The 21,209-nt window shown below is 73.9% G+C and carries 21 protein-coding genes; 6 read left to right on the forward strand and 15 right to left on the reverse strand.

The window, feature by feature from the left end; translation table 11 throughout:
• Positions 1-396, forward strand: a complete 396-nt coding sequence (locus tag ACQPXD_RS28715) for an RrF2 family transcriptional regulator (protein ID WP_432824423.1) — start codon at positions 1-3, stop codon at positions 394-396.
• 437 nt (positions 397-833) lie between these two features.
• Here ACQPXD_RS28715 and ACQPXD_RS28720 read toward each other — a convergent pair whose 3' ends face one another.
• Entirely contained in the window at positions 834-1,451 is a 618-nt protein-coding gene (locus tag ACQPXD_RS28720; protein ID WP_432824424.1) for a TetR/AcrR family transcriptional regulator, read from the reverse strand.
• A gap of 87 nt (positions 1,452-1,538) precedes the next feature.
• Here ACQPXD_RS28720 and ACQPXD_RS28725 point away from each other — a divergent pair, with 87 nt between their 5' ends.
• On the forward strand, positions 1,539-2,996 hold the full coding sequence (locus ACQPXD_RS28725; protein ID WP_432824425.1) for an MDR family MFS transporter: 1,458 nt from the start codon (positions 1,539-1,541) through the stop codon (positions 2,994-2,996).
• 59 nt (positions 2,997-3,055) lie between these two features.
• Here the strand turns inward: ACQPXD_RS28725 and ACQPXD_RS28730 are convergent, their stop codons facing one another.
• The 3 genes from ACQPXD_RS28730 to ACQPXD_RS28740 are packed head-to-tail and all read right to left on the reverse strand — an operon-like array spanning position 3,056 to position 4,907.
• Positions 3,056-3,373 carry a DUF3349 domain-containing protein gene (locus tag ACQPXD_RS28730; RefSeq protein ID WP_432824426.1) on the reverse strand — a complete coding sequence of 106 codons (318 nt, stop codon included), beginning with the start codon at positions 3,371-3,373 and terminating at the stop codon, positions 3,056-3,058.
• Between the two features lie 8 nt (positions 3,374-3,381).
• Positions 3,382-3,696, reverse strand: coding sequence for a hypothetical protein (locus ACQPXD_RS28735; RefSeq protein WP_432843994.1), 315 nt, complete (start codon positions 3,694-3,696; stop codon positions 3,382-3,384).
• 2 nt (positions 3,697-3,698) lie between these two features.
• The gene (locus tag ACQPXD_RS28740; RefSeq protein ID WP_432824427.1) at positions 3,699-4,907 is read right to left on the reverse strand and encodes an inorganic phosphate transporter; all 1,209 of its coding nucleotides are present in this window, start codon (positions 4,905-4,907) and stop codon (positions 3,699-3,701) included.
• Positions 4,908-5,121: 214 nt separating this feature from the next.
• On the opposite strand from ACQPXD_RS28740, the gene ACQPXD_RS28745 reads away from it, so the two are divergent.
• Positions 5,122-8,880 carry a molybdopterin-dependent oxidoreductase gene (locus ACQPXD_RS28745; protein ID WP_432843996.1) on the forward strand — a complete coding sequence of 1,253 codons (3,759 nt, stop codon included), beginning with the start codon at positions 5,122-5,124 and terminating at the stop codon, positions 8,878-8,880.
• Between the two features lie 7 nt (positions 8,881-8,887).
• On the opposite strand, the gene ACQPXD_RS28750 is transcribed toward ACQPXD_RS28745, so the two are convergent.
• From ACQPXD_RS28750 to ACQPXD_RS28760, 3 genes are read right to left on the reverse strand one after another with little or no spacing between them, the layout of a single operon-like run.
• Positions 8,888-9,997, reverse strand: a complete 1,110-nt coding sequence (locus tag ACQPXD_RS28750) for a hypothetical protein (protein ID WP_432824428.1) — start codon at positions 9,995-9,997, stop codon at positions 8,888-8,890.
• The gene (locus ACQPXD_RS28755; protein WP_432824429.1) at positions 9,994-10,710 is read right to left on the reverse strand and encodes a TIGR03943 family putative permease subunit; all 717 of its coding nucleotides are present in this window, start codon (positions 10,708-10,710) and stop codon (positions 9,994-9,996) included. The genes ACQPXD_RS28750 and ACQPXD_RS28755 overlap by 4 nt, the downstream gene beginning before the upstream one ends.
• Positions 10,707-11,687, reverse strand: coding sequence for a permease (locus ACQPXD_RS28760; RefSeq protein WP_432824430.1), 981 nt, complete (start codon positions 11,685-11,687; stop codon positions 10,707-10,709). The genes ACQPXD_RS28755 and ACQPXD_RS28760 overlap by 4 nt, the downstream gene beginning before the upstream one ends.
• Positions 11,688-11,803: 116 nt before the next feature.
• On the opposite strand from ACQPXD_RS28760, the gene ACQPXD_RS28765 reads away from it, so the two are divergent.
• Positions 11,804-12,538: a class I SAM-dependent DNA methyltransferase gene (locus tag ACQPXD_RS28765; protein ID WP_432824431.1), complete on the forward strand. Its 735-nt coding sequence runs from the start codon at positions 11,804-11,806 to the stop codon at positions 12,536-12,538.
• Between the two features lie 6 nt (positions 12,539-12,544).
• On the opposite strand, the gene ACQPXD_RS28770 is transcribed toward ACQPXD_RS28765, so the two are convergent.
• A complete protein-coding gene (locus ACQPXD_RS28770; RefSeq protein WP_432824432.1) occupies positions 12,545-13,516 on the reverse strand; it encodes a zinc-binding dehydrogenase in 972 nt (323 codons plus the stop codon).
• Positions 13,517-13,565: 49 nt separating this feature from the next.
• Between ACQPXD_RS28770 and ACQPXD_RS28775 the strand changes: the two genes are divergently transcribed.
• The gene (locus tag ACQPXD_RS28775; protein WP_432824433.1) at positions 13,566-14,192 is read left to right on the forward strand and encodes a TetR/AcrR family transcriptional regulator; all 627 of its coding nucleotides are present in this window, start codon (positions 13,566-13,568) and stop codon (positions 14,190-14,192) included.
• Positions 14,193-14,202: 10 nt separating this feature from the next.
• On the opposite strand, the gene ACQPXD_RS28780 is transcribed toward ACQPXD_RS28775, so the two are convergent.
• The 7 genes from ACQPXD_RS28780 to ACQPXD_RS28810 form a co-directional block, all read right to left on the reverse strand.
• Positions 14,203-14,811, reverse strand: coding sequence for a hypothetical protein (locus tag ACQPXD_RS28780; protein WP_432824434.1), 609 nt, complete (start codon positions 14,809-14,811; stop codon positions 14,203-14,205).
• 8 nt (positions 14,812-14,819) lie between these two features.
• Complete coding sequence (locus tag ACQPXD_RS28785) at positions 14,820-15,575, reverse strand: hypothetical protein (RefSeq protein WP_432824435.1); 756 nt, start codon at positions 15,573-15,575, stop codon at positions 14,820-14,822.
• On the reverse strand, positions 15,572-16,429 hold the full coding sequence (locus ACQPXD_RS28790; protein WP_432824436.1) for an ATP-binding cassette domain-containing protein: 858 nt from the start codon (positions 16,427-16,429) through the stop codon (positions 15,572-15,574). The genes ACQPXD_RS28785 and ACQPXD_RS28790 overlap by 4 nt, the downstream gene beginning before the upstream one ends.
• Complete coding sequence (locus ACQPXD_RS28795; RefSeq protein WP_432824437.1) at positions 16,426-17,247, reverse strand: hypothetical protein; 822 nt, start codon at positions 17,245-17,247, stop codon at positions 16,426-16,428. The genes ACQPXD_RS28790 and ACQPXD_RS28795 overlap by 4 nt, the downstream gene beginning before the upstream one ends.
• A 13-nt stretch (positions 17,248-17,260) precedes the next feature.
• The gene (locus tag ACQPXD_RS28800; RefSeq protein WP_432824438.1) at positions 17,261-17,800 is read right to left on the reverse strand and encodes an RNA polymerase sigma factor; all 540 of its coding nucleotides are present in this window, start codon (positions 17,798-17,800) and stop codon (positions 17,261-17,263) included.
• Positions 17,801-17,885: 85 nt separating this feature from the next.
• Positions 17,886-18,530 (reverse strand): response regulator transcription factor, encoded by a 645-nt coding sequence (locus tag ACQPXD_RS28805; protein ID WP_432824439.1) that lies wholly within the window; start codon positions 18,528-18,530, stop codon positions 17,886-17,888.
• Positions 18,521-20,452, reverse strand: a complete 1,932-nt coding sequence (locus ACQPXD_RS28810) for a sensor histidine kinase (protein WP_432824440.1) — start codon at positions 20,450-20,452, stop codon at positions 18,521-18,523. Before ACQPXD_RS28810 ends, ACQPXD_RS28805 begins: the two co-directional genes overlap by 10 nt.
• A 108-nt stretch (positions 20,453-20,560) precedes the next feature.
• Between ACQPXD_RS28810 and ACQPXD_RS28815 the strand changes: the two genes are divergently transcribed.
• Positions 20,561-21,118, forward strand: coding sequence for a hypothetical protein (locus ACQPXD_RS28815; RefSeq protein WP_432824441.1), 558 nt, complete (start codon positions 20,561-20,563; stop codon positions 21,116-21,118).
• Positions 21,119-21,209 lie beyond the last annotated feature (91 nt).

Consider the following 21,209-nt stretch of genomic DNA (forward strand, 5'->3'; position numbering starts at 1 on the left):
ATGCTGCCCAAGCGCATCGAGTACTCGGTCCGGGCCCTGGTCGTGCTGGCCGGCGCCGCACCGCAGACCATCAAGGCCCAGGACGTCGCCGACGCCCAGGACATCCCGCCCGGCTACCTCTACGACCTGCTGGCCGACCTGCGCCGCGCCGAGCTGGTCCAGGTCCAGCGCGGCACCGGCGGTGGCTACCTGCTCGCCTACCCGCCCGCCGAGCTGACCCTGGGCGAGATCGTCCGCCGCCTCGACGGCCCGGGCACCGATCCCCCGCCGGGCGGCCGCACCGACGACCGCTCGATCGAGCGCCTCCGCCAGCTGTGGGAGCGCGCCAACCGGGTCCGCCTGGACTACCTCGACGCGGTGACCCTGGCCGACCTCATGAACCACGGCGCCGCCTAAGGCCTCACTCTAGGCCCTCGGCAGCGGCGGCGTGGCCGAACGCCCGACACAGCGGCGCAGCAGAAGCTTCAGCCCGGCCACCAGGCGGTCGTCGCCGCCCCGGGCGGCGCGGCTCTTGCGGATGTGGCACCCACGGGGCGGAATGTCTCCGTGATCATGGTCCCGCCGCGACCGCACCACGGGTTTGCCATGATCCCGGAGACTTCTGGTACACGGGTGTACCTGGACACTCCGTGATCATGAAAAACCGTTGGTGTCGCTGCCCCGGTGCGCATGATCACGGAGACTTCCGGTCGCCGCGCCGTGCCCAGTGGTATGCACGGAGTGTGCGATGTGATCGCCGATCACGCCCGCCCCGGGGGGCCGGGACGCGCAGGCCGGGCACCACGTGGTCGCCGGCGGACATGACCACCCTGAGCTCTACCCGATTGATGCCGTCAAATCGGATATTTCCGGTTCTGCACGAGGGGCAGGAAGAGCTCGTCGACGATCGAGGCGATCCGTTCGGGCTTCAGGGGCTTGAGATCCATGAGCATGTCGTGGCGCACCAGGTCGAACGGCATGGCGAGCACCGCGGCGGGGATGCGCTCCAGGTCGATCTCGCCGCGGTCGTGGGCGCGCTGGTAGACGATCCGGCCGAGCGGGAACGGCTGCTCGCCCAGGACCTTGTCGCGGGCCTGCCCGGGGGTCAGGCCGGCGTCGGCCAGCAGTCCCGAGAAGGCGGCGGCCGCGGCGACGGCGAAGAACGCGGCGCGGGTTTCGCTCATGCCGGTCAGCAGGGCGAGCAGGTCGCCGCGCAGGGTGCCGGTGTCCGGGAGGGCGACCGGGTGGGTGGTGCGGTGGTGCCCGATCGCGGCGAGCACGAGCTGGTCTTTGTTGGGCCAGCGGCGGTAGAGCACGGCGATCCCGGTGCGGGCGCGGGCGGCGACCGATTCCATCGTCAGCTTCGCGAAGCCGGCCTCGACCAGCTCGTCCCAGGCCGCGTCGAGCAGCGCGGACTCGAGCTCGGGACCGCGCCGGCGCTGGCGGGCAGGCTCGGGGCCGGATGCGGTCACCGCCCCAGCATAAGAGAGGCTTGCATTCCTTAGCAAGGCGACCTACCGTGCCTAAGAGAGGAATTCAACTCTTATTGGGGATGGACGATGACCGAGACGAGTGAGACGAAGCTGCCGCCGCAGGTGCGGAACGCGCTGCTCGCGCTGATCGTGGGCGGGATCGCGGCGATCCTCGACTCGACGCTGGTGACGCTGGCGATCCACACGCTGGTGGTCAAGCTGCACTCGACCGCCGGCACGCTCCAGTGGGTCACCACCGCCTACCTGCTGGCGATGGCGGTCGCGATCCCGGTCACCGGGTGGGCGGAGAGTCGCTGGGGCGGCAAACGGGTCTGGATGGCCGCGCTGGTGCTGTTCGTCGTCGGCTCGGTCCTGTGCGCGCTGTCGTGGAACGACGCCAGCCTGATCGCCTTCCGGGTGCTGCAGGGCCTCGGCGCCGGGCTGATCTTCCCGCTGATGCAGACGCTCGCGGTACGGGCCGCGGGCGGGCAGGTCAGCAGCCAGCTGATGGCGGCCGTCACCCTGCCGATCGCGCTCGGCCCGATCCTCGGCCCGGTGATCGGCGGCGTGATCCTCAACTGGCTGAGCTGGCGCTGGCTGTTCCTGGTCAACGTGCCGCTGATCGCCGTCGGGCTGCTGCTGGCGTGGCGGTTCCTGCCCGCCGACCGCCCCGGCCGCCCGGCCGGGCGCGCGCGCCTGGACTGGATCGGCCTGGTGCTGCTCGTGCCGGCGCTGGCGGGGATCCTGCTCGGCCTCTCGCAGCTGTCCGAGCAGGGCGGGATCGGCCACGCCGGGGTGCTGGTGCCGCTGCTGGCCGGGGTCGCGTTGCTGGCCGCGTTCATCGCGTGGGCCTCGCGGCCGGGCGAGAGCCGGGCGATCGTGGACATCCGGCTGCTGCGCCTGCGGTCCCTCGGCAGCGCCTCCGCGGTCCTGTTCGCGGCCGGCGCGGCGATGTACGCTGCCATGTTCCTGCTGCCGCTGTACTACCAGCAGCTGCGCGGCCAGAGCGTGCTGGACGCCGGCCTGCTGATGATCCCGCAGGGCATCGGCGCGCTCGCCTCCCGCTTCGTGGTCGGCAAGCTGGTCGAGCGGTTCGGAGCGCGTGCCGTGACCATCGCGAGCTTCCTGCTCGCCGCCGCCGCGACCATCCCGTTCGCGCTCGCCGGGCCGGGCACGAGCCTATGGTGGCTGGGCGCCGTGCTGCTGGTCCGCGGCCTGGGGATCGGGGCGGTCCTGATCCCGCCGATGTCAGTCGCCTATCAGGACATCCAGCCGGCCGGCATCCAGCACGCCAGCATGAACACCCGCATCGTGCAGCAGGTGGGCGCGTCGTTCGGCACCGCGATCGTCGCCGTCGTCCTGCAGTCGCTGCTCGACCACGGTGCCACCGGTGCTTTCCGGGGCGCGTTCTGGTGGGCGATCGGCATCACGGTCGTGGCCCTCGTCCCCGCCATCACGCTCCCGGGCCGGCCGGCCCACCAGGCACCGCCGGCCACCACCGGCCCCGCGGAGCGCACGGCGGACACCGTGCCGGCAGCGTCCTGACCTCATACACCCACACGCGTCGGCGCCGTCCCCCGGGGACGGCGCCGACGCTGAACCCGTCACTCCGTGGGCGGGTCGGCCAGGGGCCAGCCGCCGGCGGCCAGGTGCGCCGAGACCCGCACGACGTCCTCCGGGGAGGCGTCCTGCAGTACCGCACCGTTGATCATCCCTTCGATGTCCTCGGTGGTGATCGGGTCGGCGGTGCGCTGGGAGACCCCGGCCAGGTCCCGGGCGATCTTGCGCACCTCGTCCTCGGTCAGCTTGCGGCGCAGCAGGCCCAGCAGCGCGACGTAGTCCTGCCGCGGCACGCCGGCGGGGTAGCCGGCCCGCAGCCACTCCACGGCGCGGGTCAGGAAGTTGGAACGGGTTTCTCCCACGTGACCACCTACTTCTTGGTGACGATCGTCGGGTAGATGTGCTCGAAGCTCAGCGCCTTGCCGAAGCCGCTCGCAACGATGTACGTGATGCCCAGCGCCACGCCCAGCAACACGACGACGAAGCAGAGCCAGCCCAGCACGGTACCGATCGGCTGGGCCCTGGGGCCGGTCGCGCCGGCCTCGTGGACCTCGGCGTCGCCGCCCGCGCCCCAGGCGAGCGAGCGCACGCCGAGGGCGAACAGCGTCGGCAGGCCGGCGCCGAGCAGCAGGCCCACGAGCAGGACCCGCCACGCGGCCTGCAGAGAGAATTCCAGGTTGTGCAGCATCAGCGCACCGCCTCGGCCGGCTCGCGAGCGGGCTCCCACTCGTCGTTGACGTTGTGGTGGTCGACCGGCGTCTTGCGCGAGTGCCAGTACATGTAGGCGGCCAGGGCGAGCAGGATCACGAACACCACCAGCGCGCCGCCGAGGCCGCCGACGAGGTGGCCGATCCACCACATGATCGCCCCGACGATCGCGGCGGCGGGGAGCGTGGTGAGCCAGGCGACCACCATGCGGCCGGCGACCGCCCAGCGCACGATCGCGCCGGGCTTGCCGACGCCGGTGCCGAGGATCGAGCCGGTCGCCACGTGGGTCGTGGACAGCGCGAAGCCGAGATGGCTGGAGACGAGGATGACCGCGGCCGAGGCGGACTCGGCGGCCAGGCCCTGCGGGGGCGCGATCTCCACGAGGCCCTTGCCGAGGGTCCGGATGATCCGCCAGCCGCCGAGATAGGTGCCCAGCGCGATGGCGAGGGCGCAGGCCGCCTTGACCCAGAAGGGAATGTTCTTCGTGTCGGTCCAGTCGCCGGTGGCGATCAGGGCGAGGGTGATGACGCCCATCGTCTTCTGGGCGTCATTGGTACCGTGCGCCAGCGACACCAGCGACGCGGAGCCGATCTGCCCCCAGCGGAAGCCGTTGTCGGTGAACCGCTGCGCCACGCCCAGGGTCACCTTGTAGATCAGCCAGGTGCCCACCGCGGCGACGACGCCGGCGATGACCGGGGACATGACCGCGGGCAGCAGGACCTTGCCGACGAGCCCGTCGAGCTTGGTGCCGTTGCCGTTCCAGTTCACCCCGGACCAGCCCAGCCCGGCGATCGTCGCGCCGACCAGGCCGCCGAACAGCGCGTGCGAGGAGCTCGAGGGCAGGCCCAGCAGCCAGGTGAGCAGGTTCCACACGATCCCGCCGACCAGGCCGGCGAGCACGATGAGGAGCAGGGCGAAACCGCCGCCTTCGAGCAGTTCCGCCTTTGGTGCGCCGTTCGAGTTCTGAATCTTCACGACGGCGTTGGTCACCGTGAGCGCGACCTCGACGGAGAGGAACGCGCCGATCAGATTCAGTACGCCGGACAGCAACACGGCGACCTTCGGCCGCAGCGCGTTCGTCGCGATGGAGGTGGCCATCGCGTTGGCAGTGTCGTGGAACCCGTTGGTGAAGTCGAACCCGAGGGCGGTCACGATCACCAGGACGAGCACCACGGTGGTTTCTGTCACATCTTTGATCGTCGCGCGAGTTCCCAGCTCCCTCCACCGCTGCGGGGCGAACCCGGGAAGAGTTCGACCGCCGTCAACCTGCCGTCCGCCTGCGCGTCAGCGGCCGCGCGGGCCGCTCACATCCGCCGCCGTGACGGTGTTGGCGCCACGTAATGCGGGCGGCGGGTTCGGCGTGACGGGCGCGTAACTGCTCGTTTGTACGGTCGGCCGTGTGATGCGGACCCGCTCGGTCTGTTCCTACTGCGGGGTCGGCTGCGGCGTGATCCTGGACGTGGCGACGGACCCCGACGGCCGGCGCCGGGTGGTCAAGGTGCACGGCGACAAGGACCACCCGGCCAACCGCGGGCGGCTGTGCACCAAGGGCGCCACCAGCGCGGAGATGCTGGCCGCGCCGGGTCGGCTGGCCCGGGCCCGGGTGCGGGCGCGCCGCGGCGGCGAGGCGGTGGAGACCGGGCTGGACGCGGCGATCGCGCACGCCGGGGCCCGGCTGCGGGCGATCGTCGACGAGCACGGGCCGGACGCGGTCGCCTTCTACGTCTCCGGCCAGCTGACGCTCGAGGCGCAGTACCTGGCCAACAAGCTGGCCAAGGGCTTCGTGCGGACGAGCCAGATCGAGTCGAACTCGCGGCTGTGCATGGCCAGCGCCGGCAGCGGCTACAAGCTGTCCCTGGGCGCGGACGGGCCGCCGGGGTCGTACGACGACTTCGACCACGCCGACCTGTTCCTCGTCATCGGCTCGAACATGGCCGACTGCCACCCGATCCTGTTCCTGCGCCTGCTGGACCGCGTCCGCGCGGGCGCGAAGCTCATCGTCGTCGACCCGCGGCGCACCGCGACCGCGGCGAAGGCCGACCTGTTCCTGCAGGTCCGGCCGGGCACCGACCTGGCGCTGCTCAACGGGCTGCTGCACCTGCTGGTCGAGGGCGGGCACGTCGACGAGGCGTTCATCGCCGCGCACACCGAGGGCTGGGAGGCGATGCCCGCGTTCCTGGCCGACTACACCCCGGCCCGGGTGTCCCGGATCACCGGCATACCGGTACCCGACCTCGAAGCGGCGGCGGGGCTGATCGCCGCCGCCGGGGAGTGGATGAGCTGCTGGACGATGGGGCTCAACCAGAGCACCCACGGCACCTGGAACACCAACGCCCTGGTCAACCTCCACCTGGCCACCGGCGCGATCGGCCGGCCGGGCAGCGGCCCGTTCTCGCTGACCGGCCAGCCCAACGCGATGGGCGGCCGGGAGATGGGCTACATGGGCCCCGGCCTGCCCGGTCAGCGCTCGGCGCTCGACCCGGCCGACCGCGCCTTCGTCGAGCGGGCCTGGAGCCTGCCCGCGGGCGCGCTGCGCGCCGAGGCCGGCCACGGCACCATCGAGCTGTTCGAGCGCATGGCGGCCGGCGCGGTGAAGGCCTGCTGGATCATCTGCACCAACCCGGTCGCCTCCGTCGCCAACCGGCGCACGGTGATCGAGGGGCTGGAACGGGCCGAGCTCGTCATCACCCAGGACACGTACGCCGAGACCGAGACCAACGCCTACGCCGACGTCATGCTGCCGGCCGCCATGTGGACCGAGGCCGACGGCGTGATGATCAACTCGGAGCGGAACCTCACCCTCTCCCCCGCCGCCGCCGACCCGCCCGGCGAGGCCCTGCCCGACTGGCAGCTCATCGCCAGGGTCGCGGCCGCCATGGGCTACGGCGACGCGTTCCGCTACGACTCCGCCGAGGACGTCTACGCCGAGATCCGCGGCTTCCACAACCCGCACACCGGCTACGACCTGCGCGGGGCCGGCTACGACCGGCTGCGCGAGGGGCCGGTGCAGTGGCCCGCCCCGCCCGGGGCGCCGCGGCGCAACCCCATCCGGTACCGCACCGGCGGCAGCGGCCCGCGGCTGGCCTTCCCGACCCCGAGCGGCCGGGCGGTGTTCTTCGCCCGCCCGCACCTGGACCCGGCCGAGCTGCCCGACGACGACTACCCGTTCCTGCTCAACACCGGCCGGGTGGCGCACCAGTGGCACACGCTGACCAAGACCGGCAAGGTGGCCAAGCTGAACAAGCTCAACCCGGGCCCGTTCGTCGAGCTCCACCCGGCCGACGCGGCCCGGCTGGGGATCGCCGCCGGCGACCGGGTCGAGCTCGCCTCCCGGCGGGGCCGGGCGGTGCTGCCGGCCGCCGTCACCGACCGGGTGCGCCCCGGCGACTGCTTCGCGCCGTTCCACTGGAACGACCTGTTCGGCGAGCAGCTCAGCGTCAACGCGGTCACCTCCGGCGCGGTCGACCCGATCTCGCTGCAGCCGGAGCTCAAGGCGTGCGCGGTGCGCCTGACCCGGGTCGGCGGCCCGGCCGGCGGACGCCCCGCCGAGCGGCCCGGGGCCCGGGTGGCGGGCACCGCCGGTACCGTCGACGTCCTCTGGGCATCGCAGACCGGCAACGCCGAGGAACTCGCCGCGCACGCCGGCCGCCGGCTGGCCGAGGCGGGCCGGCTGGCGGGCGTGCGGGCCATGACGGCCGGCGCCGGGGAACTGCTCGCCGGCCGCACCGACCTGCTGGTCATCACCAGCACCTTCGGCGACGGTGACGCGCCCGACAACGGCACCGCCTTCTGGGAGTCGCTGCAGCGCGACGCGCCCCGGCTGGACGGGCGCCGCTACGCCGTGCTCGCCCTCGGCGACTCCTCCTACGCCGATTTCTGCGGCCACGGCCGCCGCCTCGACGCCCGGCTGGCCGAGCTCGGCGGGGTGCGGCTGGCCCCGCGGGTCGACTGCGAGCCGGACTTCGAGGCCGCCGCCCACGGCTGGCTGGACGGCGTCCTGGCAGCGCTCGGCGCCCCCGCCGCCGGAGTCACCGCGCCCGCGCCGCGCCGGGCGGCCCGGGCCGAGCCGGTGACCGCGACCCTGCGCGGCAACCGGCGGCTCACCGGGACCGGCTCGGCGAAGGAGGTCCGCCGGTTCACCCTGGCCGTCGGCGCGGACTTCGGCTACGCGGCCGGCGACTCGCTGGGCGTGTGGCCGCAGAACCGGCCGGAGCTGGTCGCGGAGTGGCTGGCGGCGACCGGCCTCGACCCGCACGCCACCGTCGACGCGGGCGGCGAGGTGGAGCTGGGCGAGGCGCTGCGGCACCGCCTCGACATCACCCGGATCACCCCGGCCCTGCTGCGCTTCCTCGCCGAGCGGCGGCCCGGATCGCCGCTGCGCGCGCTGCTGCGCGCGGACAACGAGGTGGAGCTGGCGAAGTACGCCTGGGGTCGGCAGGCCGTCGACGTCATCGCCGAGCACCCCGTCGCGGCCGGCGCCGGCGAGTGGGCCGCGCTCCTGCAGCGGCTGCGCCCCCGGCAGTACTCGATCTCGTCCACGCCGCTGCTGTCGCCGGGCGAGGTCGCGCTGACCGTGTCGGTGGTCCGGTTCGGCAACGACGCCGGCCGGGCCCGCGCGGGCGTCTGCTCGGCGTTCCTCGCCGACGCCGCCGACGGCGCGCCCGTCCCCGTGTTCCTGCAGCGCTCCCCGAACTTCCGCCCGCCCGCCGACGACGGCGCACCGATGATCATGGTTGGCCCGGGCACCGGCATCGCCCCGTTCCTGGCCTTCCTGCAGGAGCGTCACGCCCGGGCCGCCCGCGGCCGCAACTGGCTGTTCTTCGGCGAGCAACGCCGGGCCACCGACTTCTACTACGCGCAGGAGCTCGGGGCGCTGTCCCGCGCGGGCACGCTGACCCGCCTCGACCTCGCGTTCTCCCGGGACCAGCGGCAGAAGGTGTACGTCCAGGACCGCATGCGCGAGCACGGCGCCGAGCTGTGGGCGTGGCTGCGGGACGGCGCGCACCTCTACGTCTGCGGCGACGCGGCCCGGATGGCCAAGGACGTGGACCGGGCGCTGCGCGAGATCGTCGCCGCACACGGCCACCTCGACGCCGACGGCGCGGCCGCCTACGTCCGGCAGCTCACCGCCGACCGGCGCTACGTCCGCGACGTGTACTGACCCGCGGCTACCGCAGCGTGGCGAGGTCGAGCAGGTGCCAGGTCATCGTCTCGTTGTCGCCGGTGGCCCACCACAGCCAGGCGCCGGACAGCCCCTCGGCGGTGGACACGGCGAGCGGCACCCGCCGGCCGGCGGTCAGGTCGTAGAGGGTGAGGCGCTCGCTCGCGGTGGCGGCCTGGGTGGAGATCGGCGCGGCCAGGAACTCGAAGCGGTCCAGCGCGGCGACGTCGGCGAACAGCGCGACCTCGCCGTCGGCGTTGATCCGGCCGGTCTGGCCGGTGCCGTCGGTGCGGCGCAGCGTGATGACCGCGCTCTGCTGGGTGCTCACGACGGTGCGGCACCAGGCGGCGCCGCAGAAGACGTCCTGGCCGGGCGGGGCGGCGAAGGTGCGCCGCGCCCCGGTGGTGAGGTCGAGCTGGATGACGGGCTGCCCGGCGATGCCGTCGTCGCCGGCCCACGGCCAGCCGGTGAGGTGGTAGGTGCCGTCCAGGGGCCGGACGGTGGCGTGGCCGGCGCCGGTGACGGGCACGGAGCGCAGGTCGGTGGTCGGCACGGTGGTGCCGCGGGTGGCGGTCCACCAGACCCGGCCGCCGGCGATCTCGAGGTCGTGCATGCTGCCGGTGAACGTGGCGTGGCCGGTGTCGGTGGTGAGCACGGCGGTGTGCCCGGCCGGGTCGGCGCGGTGCAGGGTGGTGCTGGTCTCGCCCTGGTCGTCGGCGATGCTCGACATCCAGTACACGAAGCCGGCCGCCACGGTGACGGCGTCGAACGAGCCGCCGCCCCCGATCGGGATCCGCTCCAGCGGCCGCGGGTGGGCCGGGTCGGCGGGGTCGAGCAGGGCGATGGTCGCGGTATTGGGGTCGGCGTCGGCGATCTGCACCACGACGGTGTGCGCGTCCAGCGCCGCGGCCGGGGTGAACGTGGTCCCGTCCGGCAGGGTCGCGGGCAGGTCGATGGTGTGCGCGCCCGGCCAGATCCCGGCGAGGGTGGCCGGGGCGCTCGCGGACGGGACGGCGCCGGCCGCGCCGGGGCCCGGGTCCGGGGCGGGCAGGAGCAGCAGGCCGCCGGCGGCCGCGACGGCGGCCCCGCCGGCCACCCGGATCCGCCAGCGGCTCATGACTCGTAGGGCTGCTTCGGCGCCGGGATCCGGTGCGCGGCGGTGACGGACAGGAACGGGATGGGCTGATCGTCGACCGGGTCCTGGTCGGTCTGCGCGGTGTACACGCCGGTGACCTCCAGCCACGCGTCCGCACCGGCATCGGGCGGGACGGCGCCGGCCAGGCCGACCTTGACCGGGCGGGCGTCGGCGGCGCAGCAGGTGATGACCATCCGGGTGAGGTACTTCCGCTCGCCCGCGACCACGATGAACCCCGACAGCGTCACCGGCCGGTCCTTGAGCGTGCGGCCCTGGTCGAACACGGCCCGGCTCGCGTAGTCCAGCAGGGAGACGCGCACCGGGTCGCCGTCGGGCAGCGGCGGGAAGTCCGACGCGGCGGCCGGGTTGAGCGCGGTGCCGCCGTGCGCGGCGGCGTAGGAGCCCAGGGCCGGCGGGGCGACCAGCAGCAGCGCCAGCGCGGGCGCGACGAGCAGCCACGACGGCTCGAACCGGCCGTGGTCGTGGTGCTCGTCGTGGTCGTGGTCGTGACGGCCGCGCAGGACCCGGGCGAGGTTGACCGCGGCGACGGCGATCAGCACCGCGCCGGCCGCCACGAGGTACCACTGCAATCCGGGCTTGACGTAGCGCACGTAGGTGCCGCTCCAGGCGATACGCAGCAGCGTGCCGCCGATGAGCAGCAGCACCACCGACTGCACCGCGGCGCGGCTAGTCACAGCAGCACGCCCCCGACCGCGACGGCGAGCCCGACACCGACGACGAACGTGGCCGGGGCGAAGCGGACCGCGAACCGGCGCCCGAACGTCCCGGCCTGCATCGCGAACAGCTTCAGGTCGACCATCGGCCCGACGACGAGGAACGCGAGCCGGGCGGTGAGCGAGAACTGCGACAGCGACGCCGCGACGAACGCGTCGGCCTCCGAGCAGATCGACAGCAGCACCGCGAGCCCGGCCAGGGCCACCACCGCGACGACGTGGTGCGCGGCCACGACGTGCAGCCAGCGCTGCGGGACCAGGACGTTGAGGCAGGCGGCGGTGGCGGCGCCGATGACCAGGAACCCGGCGGCCTCGGCGGCGTCCTGGCGGACCGCCGCGAAATAGGCCATCGCCCGGCTACCGGCCTGCGGGGCGCGCCGCGGCACCCGCAGCCAGTCGTCGCGGCCCAGGCGCAGCCACAGCCAGCCCATCGCCACGCTGGTGGCCAGGCTCGCCACCAGCCGGCCCACCACCATCAGCGGCTGCCCGGGGAAGGCGACCGCGGTCGCCGCCAGCACCACCGGGTTGATCGCGGGCGCGGCCAGCAGGAACGCCAGGGCCGCGGCCGGCGTCACGCCACGGCGCACGAGCGCGCCCGCCACCGGCACCGACGCGCACTCGCAGCCGGGCAGCGCCAGCCCGGCCAGCCCCGCGACCGGCACGGCGAGGGCCGGGCGCGACGGCAGCGCCCGGGCGAAGAACCGCTCCGGCACCAGGGTCGCGATCGCCGCCGACAGCAGCGTGCCGAGCACCACGAACGGCATCGCCTGCACGACGATCGCGACGAAGACGGTGACCCACTCCTGCGCCCGCGGCGAGGCGAACGCGCGACCGATCGGGCCGCGGGCGAGGATCGCGGCCAGCAGCCCGACGGCGAGGATCTCCACCCCGAACGGCCGCCGCCGGGCCGGCGCGGGACGGGGTCGCGTGTCCAGCATCGGGCACAGGCTACGACACTGATGCTCACAGCAAAGCATTGCTATATCAGCATTTCTTCGACGGTACCCCCGAAATCCGGTGGACAGCCGGACCGCTCTCGGCCAATGTCAGGCCCATGCGACAGGACGAGATCTGGGACGCCGACACCGCCGCGCGCTACGACACCCCGGGCACCGGCATGTTCGCCCCCGAGGTCCTCGGCCCGACCGTCGACCGGCTCGCCGAGCTCGCCGCCGGGGGCCCGGCCCTGGAGTTCGCGATCGGCACCGGCCGGGTCGCGGTCCCCCTGGCCGGGCGGGGCGTGCCGGTGACCGGGATCGAGCTGTCCCGGCCGATGGTGGCCCGGCTGCGCGAGAAGAGCGACCTCCCGGTGGTGGTGGGCGACATGACGACCGCGGAGGCGCCGGGGAAGTACACCCTCGTCTATCTGGTCTACAACACGATCTCGAATCTGCTCACCCAGGCCGAGCAGGTCGCGTGCTTCCGCAATGCCGCCCGCCACCTCGTGCCGGGCGGCCGCTTCGTGGTCGAGCTGTGGGTGCCGGAGCTGCGCAAGCTGCCGCCCGGCCAGGACGCGGTGGTGTGGCAGAGCGAGCCCGGGTATATCGGCCTGGACACCTACGACGTGCTCAACCAGCACGTGGTGTCGCACCATGTCACCTTCGGCGAGGGCCGCGACGCCCGGGTCTCCCGCAGCCCGCACCGCTACGTCTGGCCCGCCGAGCTCGACCTGATGGCCCAGCTGGGCGGCTTCGCCCTCGAGTCGCGCCACGCCGGCTGGTCCGCGGAGCCGTTCACCGCCGACGACCGCAGCCACGTCTCGGTCTACCGCCTCGGCGCCGTGGCCTGACCCGGCTCAGCCGCCCGCGGTGGTGAGCGCGATCCGGCCGAACACCTCGCCCGCCGCCATCTTCCGGTGCGCCGCCACCGCCTCCCGCAGCGGCAGCACCTCCTGCACCACCGCCCGCAGTTCGCCCCGGCCCGCGCCCTCGAACATCTCGGCGGTCGCCGCGCTCCGGTCGGCCTGGGTCACCGTATTCGCGCTGAAGGTGGCGAACGACAGCGACCGCTGGAACGCCGCGAACAGCCGCATGCCGAAGTCCGCCGGCGGATCGCCCGCGACCGCGCCCACGGCGACCAGGCGGCCGTTGGGGTTGAGCCGGTCGAAGAACGACGGCAGGTGCGGGCCACCCACGATGTCGATGATGATGTCGTACCCCGCGGGCGCCTCCCCCGCCGCCGCACCGGCCCGGTCGAGCACGTGGGTCGCGCCGAGCCCGCGCAGCCGCTCGCCGCGCTCCCCCGACGACGCGGTGACCGCGACCGCGCCGGCGCCGCCCCGGGCGGCGAGCTGGACCGCCATCACCCCGATGCCGCCGGACGCGCCCCGCACCAGCACCGACTCGCCCAGGGCGAACCGGGCGTGGCGCAGGGCGAACCGGGCCACCATGCCGGAGCCGCCGAGCGTCACCGCGTCCACCGCCGACATGCCCGCCGGCAGCGGCACCAGCGTCGCGGCCGGGGCGACCGCCCGCTCGGCGTAGCCGCCGCCCACGCCGGTGAACGCCCACACCCGCCGCCCGGCCCAGGACGGGTCGACGCCCTCGCCGGTCGCCGCCACGGTCCCCGCGATCTCGCCGCCGAGGACATGCCCCTCGGTGAAACCGTAGGCGGCGAGCGCGCCGCTGCGGATCACCGCGTCGACCCCGCCGACCCCGATCGCCTCGGTCTCGACCAGCACCTGCCCCTCGGCCGGGCTCGGGTCGGGCAGGTCGATGACCGAAAGCCCCTCCGGGCCGCCGAACGCTTGAATCACAACTGCTTTCACACGCCCGACCGTATCGGAACGCCCCGTCCGTTTGGCTAAATTGAGAGCGGTGACGGCCCAAGTGGGAACGACCCTGCGCTCCGACGCCCGCGACAACCGCGACCGCATCCTGGCCGCCGCCCGGGCGGTGTTCGCCACCGAGGGCCTGGACGTGCCGATCCGGGAGATCGCCCGCCGCGCCCAGGTCGGCGTCGCGACCGTCTACCGGCGGTTCCCGACCAAGGAGGCCCTGTTCGCGGAGGCCTTCGCCGACCAGATGGCCACCTGCTCGGCGATCGTCGAGGAGGGCCTGGCCGCGCCCGACCCGTGGCAGGGGTTCCGCCGGGTGGTCGAGCGGATCATGGAGATGCACGCCCTCGATCGCGGCTTCTCCCGGGCGTTCACCTCGCGGCTGCCCGAGGTGGTCGCCTACTTCACCGCCGACCGTGACCGCACCCTGCGCCTGCTGCGCGAGCTCGTCCGGCGCGCGAAGGCGTCGGGCGAGCTCCGCCCCGACTTCGTCCTGGAGGACTTCATCCTGGCCCTCATGGCCAACGAGGGCATCCGCGCCGAGTCGCCCCGGCTGCGGGTCGCCGCGTCCCGCCGCTTCGCGGCCCTGATGCTCCAGTCCTTCCAGGCCAACCCGGTCCCGGCACCGCTGCCCCCGGCCGTCCGCCTCCCGATCTCCCGCCGTTAGCTCGCCGCCTTCATCGAGCGGCCGGGTCGCGCATCGCGGCCACGAGCGCGCAAGTCGCGGCGACCGCGATGCCTGACCAGCGCAGGTGGGCGGGCATCCACTCCCGGCCGGGACCGACCAGCATCGGGGCCTGTGGGATCGACGCGGCGAGCAGCAGCGACGCCAGCAGCACGGGCGTGGTGATGATGCCGGGCTGGTCGAATCCCTGGCGACGGGCCCACGCGGCCACGGCCCACAGCACGGTGACCGTGGCCGCCAGCTCGGCCGTGAGGCCGAGGCCGAGGCTCCACCGACCGCCCGCCGGAGCCGGGGGGAGATAGACCGCGAGCACCGCCGCCCACACCGGCACGACGACCGCCCCGGCACAAGCGATCCGCAGCCACAGCCGGCGCGCCAGGCTGTACGGGCTGGCCTGCAGCGTGATCGCGGCGCTGTCGTCGAGCGCGTAGCCGCTGCCCAGGGCCAGTAGCAGACCCAGGACGCGCAGGTCGCCGATGGCCTCGTGCGTGTCGCCGAGGCGGGCCACCAGGTACACGGCGACGGCGCCCGCGCTCGTCGCGAACGGGGCCAGGCGCAGGCTGCGTACCAGGTGGCCGCTGCGGACCAGTTCCCACGCCACGGAGGGTGTCATGGCAGCTGGAGCCCGCCGAGGACGAGGGTGGCGGCCAGCACCGGCCCGCCGACGAGGACCAGCCGGCGGCCCTGGGAGCGGTACACGGCGGCGATGGCGGCGCAGGCGCAGAGCCCGGTCAGGTACGCGACGTGCAGCCACGGCCGGCCCGGCGGCGGCGTCCAGCCCTCGAACGTCATCCCGGTCGTCCACCACATCCACCAGGTGCCGCCGTCGATGTGGCGGAACGCGACGAGACCGCCCAGCGTCGCGACCACGAAGATGATCAGCACGCCGCCGGCGAAGGGCAGCCAGCGGGCGGCGAGGACGCCGAGCAGCCCGGCGCCCGCGATGACGAGCGGAAGCTGGGCCAGTTCGCCGGCGTTCATCAGGTCCTTGGCCGGGATGTCGTTGAGGCTGCTGATGACGGCCATGGCTGCCGCCGCGACGGCGCCGATGCCGGCCAGCGGCAGCGCGATGCCCAGGCTCATCGCCCAGGTCCGGCGGGTGTCCGAGGTCGGGGTGACACTCAGCGTCTCCTCGGCCCGGCCGCGGCGGGCGCCGCTGGCGACCAGGTTCGCCGCGAAGAGGACGATGATCGGGCCGAAGAACGCGACGGCGATGAAGACGGTGCCGTACCAGTAGTCGGCGTTCCGGCCGTCGCTGGCCCCGTCGGCGGCGGCGGTCACGGCCACGACGACCGGTACCAGCCACAGCACGGGGTGCCGGACGAGGCGGCGGGCCTCCCGGCCGATCAGGATGGCGGTGCTCATGAGTGGGTGACCTCCAGCTCGGGTTCGCCCATGAGCAGCAGGTACGCGTCCTCCAGCGTGGGTGCGATCAGCTCGGCGCCGGCCGGCGGGTCGCCAACGTTGCGGAAGGTGCCGTCGCCGGTGCGCCACGCGGCGAGGGCGGCGGCCGAGCGCTGCGTGTCGGCCCACACGCGGCCCGCGGCCTGCGCGGTCAGCTCGTGAGGGGTACCGGTGAATCGGACCCGGCCCTGATGAAACACGGCGATCCGGGTGCACAGGGCGGCGATGTCCTCGGTCTGGTGGCTGGACAGGACCACCGTGCGCCCCTCACCGGCGTGCGAGATCATCTCCCGGAACCGCAGCCGCTGCTCGGGATCGAGGCCGACCGTCGGCTCGTCGAGGACGAGCAGCTCGGGATCGCCCAGCAGGGCCTGGGCCAACCCGACCCGCCGGCGCATGCCGCCGGAGAGGGCCCGGATCCGCTTGGCGCTGACCGACTCCAGCCCGGTCAGCGTGATGACCCGGCGGACCTCGTCGTGCCGGGACCGCCGGTCCGTCATCTGCTTCAGGATCGCCACGTAGTCGATGAACTCGAAGACCGTGAACCCCCGGTGGAAGCCGGCATCCTGCGGCAGGTAGCCCAGGCGTTCCCGGATCCGGGTCCGGTCGTCGGGGCGCGACGGATCACGGCCCAGCAGGGTCACCGTGCCCCGGTCCGGCGCCAGGACGGTGGCGATGATCCGCAGCAGGGTCGTCTTGCCGGCGCCGTTCGGTCCCAGCAGGCCGGTCACCCCTTGGCCGGCATCGAGGTCGACGCTGTCCAGCGCCGTCGTACGGCCGAAGGATTTCGTCGCGCTCCGCACGCGTACAGTCATGCGCTTCTCCCGAGTTTGATCGTGACGGTGTGACGGGTGACGGCGAGCCACACGCCGCCGCCGACGGCCACGGCGAGCCAGCAGACCTGGGCGCCGATACCGAACGCGAGGTCGAGGTGACCGGCGATGGCCGCCGGGACGGTCACCAGCACCCATGCCGTGGCCACGACGCCGACCGCGACGACGGGCGTCATCCGGGCGGTCAGCGCCAGCGCGGCGCAGGTGAGCCCGGCGGTGGGCAGGAGCCAGGCGACGGCCGGCCAATGGGAGCCGGGGAGCGCGAGCCCGGCCGCGGCCACGATCGGCGCGGTGACCGCCAAGACCGCGGCGGTACGGATCAGCAGCAAGCGCAGCCCCGAGTACGGCGCGGCGAGCCCGATCTCCCGGGTCGGGTCGAGACCGCCCGCGAAGGCCACCGCGACACCCGCCAGCGGCCCGAGCGGCGCGACCACGAGAAACATCCGCAGGAAGCGCTCATCGACCTGAGCCGCCCACACCGCGAACGCGAGCACACCCGCGACGGCCAGCAACCACGGCCCCCGCAGCGTGGGCGTCGCGGCCACGAGGCGCGCCGTCGCCTCGCCGACGCCGAGCCGGGCCAGCATCCGTTCGGGCCCGCTCCGCCGGGGTGCGTCGACCCGGTCGGCCACCTCATGCCAGATCGTCTCCGCCCGCCGGGCATCCACATACGACGAGATCACGCCCCGGCAGGCCGCGCATTTCATCAGGTGCGCCTCGGCGGACGCGGCCAGCTCCGGCGGGGCAACTCCCCGCGCGTACCGCCGGATCGCCTCCGGGTCCAGGTGCCAGACGTTCATCCCAGCCTCCCCGTCATGCCAATCGCTCCCGCAACGCGGCGCGGGCGCGCATCATCCGTGTCTTGACCGTGCCGGGCGGGATGCCCAGCAACCGGGCGGCCTCCCGCGTCGTCAGTCCATCCAGGACGGTCGCCTGCACCACGGCCCGCAGCTCCGGTGACAGGCTCGCCAGTGCCGCCCCCACGTCGCCGTACTGGACGGCGAGCAGCACGTGCTCCTCGGCCGACGTCTCGACGCCGGCGAACTCCGTCAGCTCATCGGCCGGGGGCCGGCTGCGCCGCAGCGCGTCGACCAGACGGCGGATGCCGATCCCCCAGATCCACGCGGCCACCTCGCCCCGGCGGTCCCACCGCCCGGCCGACCGCCAGACGGCCACGAACGTGTCCTGCACGACCTCATCGACGAGCTCCGGCGACGAGCACCGCCGCCCGAGGCGCACCAGCAGCCACGGCAGGTGCCGCCGATACAGCTCGGCGAACGCCTCCCGGTCACCGTCCGTGATCGCCGCGAGGAGCTGGGAGTCCTCCCGCGGATCCGGTGGTCGCGTCAGCATGCGTGACCGTTCCCATCCACGCCTTGTTCGTCGTACCGAGCGGGCCGAACGGTTCACCCAGCCGGCCAGTGTCCACCATCTGGGCCTAGGCCCGCAGGAACGTCAGGACGGCCAGCACGCGGCGGTGTTCCCGTTCGTGCTGGACCAGTCCGAGCTTTGTGAATATGGACGTGACGTGCGCCTCGACGGTCTTGATCGCCAGGTGCAGGTCGGCGGCCACGGCGGCGTTGGATAGGCCCTGGGCCATGAGGGCGAGCACGGCGCGCTCCCGGTCGGTGAGCTCGTCGAGGGGATCCTGCTCGCGTCGCCGGGCTACCAGCCGGGCAACGAGTTCGGGGTCGACGACGGTTTCGCCGCGCGCCACCTTCCGCACGTCGGTCCCGAATGCGGCGAGATCGGAGACGCGGTCCTTGAGCAGGTAGCCCACGCCGCCGTCGAACTCGGTCATCAGCCGCAGCGCGTGGTGCACCTCGACGTACTGCGACAGCAGCATCGAGCCCATGCCCGGCGCCGTCGCGCGGATCGCGGCCGCGGTGTCGATGCCCTCGGTCGAGAAGCCGGGTGGCATGCGCAGGTCGATCACGGCGACGTCGGGCGGGTCGGCGCGCACCAGGTCCAGCAGCGTCGCGCCGTCGCCGGTCTGCCCGGTCACGGTGAATCCGATGTCGGTGAGGATCCGGGCCATGCCTTCGCGGAACAGCACGGCGTCGTCGGCGAGCATCACGCGCACGGGATCACCGTCTTCAGCCGGGTGCCGGCCGGGCCGCTGTCGGCCGTCAGGCGGGCGTCGAGCGTCGCGAGCCGGTCGGCGAGCCCCTCCAGCCCGCCGCCCGCCCGCACCGCGGCGCCGCCGCAGCCGTCGTCGGACACCTCGACGACCAGGCCGGCCCCGACCAGGGCAATCCGGACCGTGACGACGTCCGCGCCGGAGTGCTTGGCGGCGTTCGTCAGCCCCTCGCTGACCACGAAGTACGCCGTGGACTCGACCTCGGCCGACAACCGCCGGGCCACCGACACGTTCAGCCGCACCGGCAGCGGCGACCGGTCGGCGAGAACACCGATCGCGGCAACGAGCCCGTCCTGGGTCAGCACGGCCGGGTGCAGCCCTCGCGCCATCTCGCGCAGCTCCGCGGTGGCATCGAGGAGCAGCCGGCGTACGTCGTCGGCCCGAGCCGCGACCTCGGCAGCGCCGGCCGTCGTGGCGAGCCGCACCACCCCGCCGAGTTCCATCGCGACGGTCACCAACCGCTGCTGTGCGCCGTCGTGCAGGTCGCGCTCCAGCCGCCGGCGTGCGGCGTCACCGGCCGCGACCAGGCGCTGGGCGGTCGCCCGCAGCTCCAGGACGAGCCCGGCCTGGGCGGCCAGGTCGCCGACCAGGCGCTGCTCGCCGATCGACAGGGTTTCGCCCGGCGCTTTCCGCACGGTGAGCGCGCCGCGGAACCGGCCGTCGTGCCGCACCGGCACGGCCGCCAGATCGGCCAGCGTGTGGGGGCCGGGCGGGATGGGGATCGTGGCCGGCCAGACGGACACCGCCCGCAGTTCGTCGGCCGGGCCGGTCCAGAGCATCACCTCATGCGCTCCGACGGCGTCCGCCACGGTGGTGCAGATGCCGTCCAGCAACCCGCCCGCAGGGTCGGTGAAGTGCGCGGACAGCCGGGCCAGCGCCTCGTAGGGAGTGGCCCGCCGTCCGTAGACGACCCGGTCGGCCAGCCGCTGCACGCGCCGGCGCAGCGGTTCGAAGGCGACCGCCACGAGACCGGTGGCCAGCACCGACAGCAGGGTGCCGTACCCGTCGACGAGGCGACCGACGCCGATCACGATGACGGCGTAGCCCGCGGTCACCAGCGCCGCCATCGCACCGAAGACCAGTGACTTGTTGATCACAGGGTCGATGTCATAGAGGTGGTACCGGAGGATCGCGGCGCCGGCCGCCACGGCGAGCAGCGGCGCCGTCAGCGTGCCGGGAACCGGCGACCCCCGCACCGCCAGGCCGGCCACCATCACCGCGGCGGACAGCGTCGCCGCGGAGAGGAACCAGCGCAGCTGACGGGCCTCGTCGCCGCGGGCCCGCCGCACCCGTGCCACCACGCATGCCACCCAGGTCAGCTGGAACAGCAGGTAGCCGACCGGGCGGGCGACGCCGTAGAAGGCGTCCGCGGCCGGCAACCCGGGCAGGTCGAGCGGATGACCGGCGACCAGCCCGGTGCGGGCGTACTCGACCGGCCACAGCGCCGAGACCACGGACAGGACCAGCCCCACCGCCGCGAGGACACCGACGATCGGCGCCCATCCCCGGCACCGGAGACGGCCGGTCGGGAAGCACATCACCGCGACGCCGACCAGTACCAGCACCAGCGGGAGCGGCCAGACCCCGAACCAGCCGATCCAGGAGGCACCCGGCAGCGGGCCCGCGTGCAGGCCGTACTGCCGCCCGGCGAACATCAGCGCGTGGCTGGCGCCGACCGCGACGAACAGCCAGCCCTCCCGGCTGCCGGGACGGCGGCCGACCACATACAGCCCGACCGCGGCGAACGACGCGGCGATGAGGCCGTTGTGCAGGTTGGCGAGGTGCAGGCCGAGCGCGAAGCCGCCGGCGACCAGCACGGCGGTCGCCGCGCCCGCCGCCCAGCCCACCACTCCCGCCCGGCTCATGCCCGTTATCGTGCCAGCGCCGAAGCGCGGTGTGACCAGGGTTAACCCGGCAAATGTCGAGGGCCGGCCCCGATGTCCGCCCGGGCCGGCGCGACGACGATGGCCGCCATGACTTCCACGCCTTTGCAGCGCCTGCTCACCGGGTCACTTGTCGTCGTGCCTGCCGTCTATCTGATCGCCGATCTCCTGTACGCGACCCGCGGCTGGGACGACCCCACCGCCGCCGTGGTCCACGTCCTCGCCGCGATCGGCTACACCATCGTCCTGGTCCGCCTCGTGACCCTGGGTACCGGCATTCTCGCTGCGCTGCTGCTCATGGTCGGCGCGATCGGCGCCGCCGGCGACGTTGCCTACGGGTTCAACACCATCCACGTCTCCCTGGGCGACACCGACCTGGTCGACGCCACCGGCGCGGCCGTGCTGATCAAGCCGCTCGGCCTGTGCTTCCCGCTCACGCTCCTGCTCGGCGCCGTTGTCCTGCGGAGGATCGCGCCGGCCTGGACCGTCGCGCTCCTCGCGGTGGGCGCGCTCGCCTGGCCGGTAGCCCACATCGCCAACATCGGCTGGCTCGCCGTGGTCGTCAACGCCGCCCTCGTCGCCGCGTTCGCCGGCGCCGCCACCGTCCTCTACCGCACCCCCGACCCGGCCCCGGCATCGGCCGGCTAGCGTCCGGCCCGCGAGGCTGCCGCGTGCCTCGCTAATCCGCCTCGCGGGAAGCGGCACAACCCACACGGCCAAGGGTGCGGCGATTACCCAG

The sequence above is a fragment of the Dactylosporangium sp. CA-092794 genome (assembly GCF_050948465.1).
GTDB lineage: Bacteria > Actinomycetota > Actinomycetes > Mycobacteriales > Micromonosporaceae > Dactylosporangium.

Excerpts from the sequence above, each read along its gene's own strand:
- ACQPXD_RS28715 (WP_432824423.1), top strand. The coding sequence starts at position 1 with ATGCTGCCCAAGCGCATCGAGTACTCGGTCCGGGCCCTGGTCGTGCTG.
- ACQPXD_RS28725 (WP_432824425.1), top strand. The coding sequence starts at position 1,539 with ATGACCGAGACGAGTGAGACGAAGCTGCCGCCGCAGGTGCGGAACGCG.
- ACQPXD_RS28745 (WP_432843996.1), top strand. The coding sequence starts at position 5,122 with ATGCGGACCCGCTCGGTCTGTTCCTACTGCGGGGTCGGCTGCGGCGTG.
- ACQPXD_RS28750 (WP_432824428.1), bottom strand. The coding sequence starts at position 9,997 with ATGAGCCGCTGGCGGATCCGGGTGGCCGGCGGGGCCGCCGTCGCGGCC.
- ACQPXD_RS28760 (WP_432824430.1), bottom strand. The coding sequence starts at position 11,687 with ATGCTGGACACGCGACCCCGTCCCGCGCCGGCCCGGCGGCGGCCGTTC.
- ACQPXD_RS28765 (WP_432824431.1), top strand. The coding sequence starts at position 11,804 with ATGCGACAGGACGAGATCTGGGACGCCGACACCGCCGCGCGCTACGAC.
- ACQPXD_RS28785 (WP_432824435.1), bottom strand. The coding sequence starts at position 15,575 with ATGAGCACCGCCATCCTGATCGGCCGGGAGGCCCGCCGCCTCGTCCGG.
- ACQPXD_RS28790 (WP_432824436.1), bottom strand. The coding sequence starts at position 16,429 with ATGACTGTACGCGTGCGGAGCGCGACGAAATCCTTCGGCCGTACGACG.
- ACQPXD_RS28795 (WP_432824437.1), bottom strand. The coding sequence starts at position 17,247 with ATGAACGTCTGGCACCTGGACCCGGAGGCGATCCGGCGGTACGCGCGG.
- ACQPXD_RS28800 (WP_432824438.1), bottom strand. The coding sequence starts at position 17,800 with ATGCTGACGCGACCACCGGATCCGCGGGAGGACTCCCAGCTCCTCGCG.
- ACQPXD_RS28810 (WP_432824440.1), bottom strand. The coding sequence starts at position 20,452 with ATGAGCCGGGCGGGAGTGGTGGGCTGGGCGGCGGGCGCGGCGACCGCC.
- ACQPXD_RS28815 (WP_432824441.1), top strand. The coding sequence starts at position 20,561 with ATGACTTCCACGCCTTTGCAGCGCCTGCTCACCGGGTCACTTGTCGTC.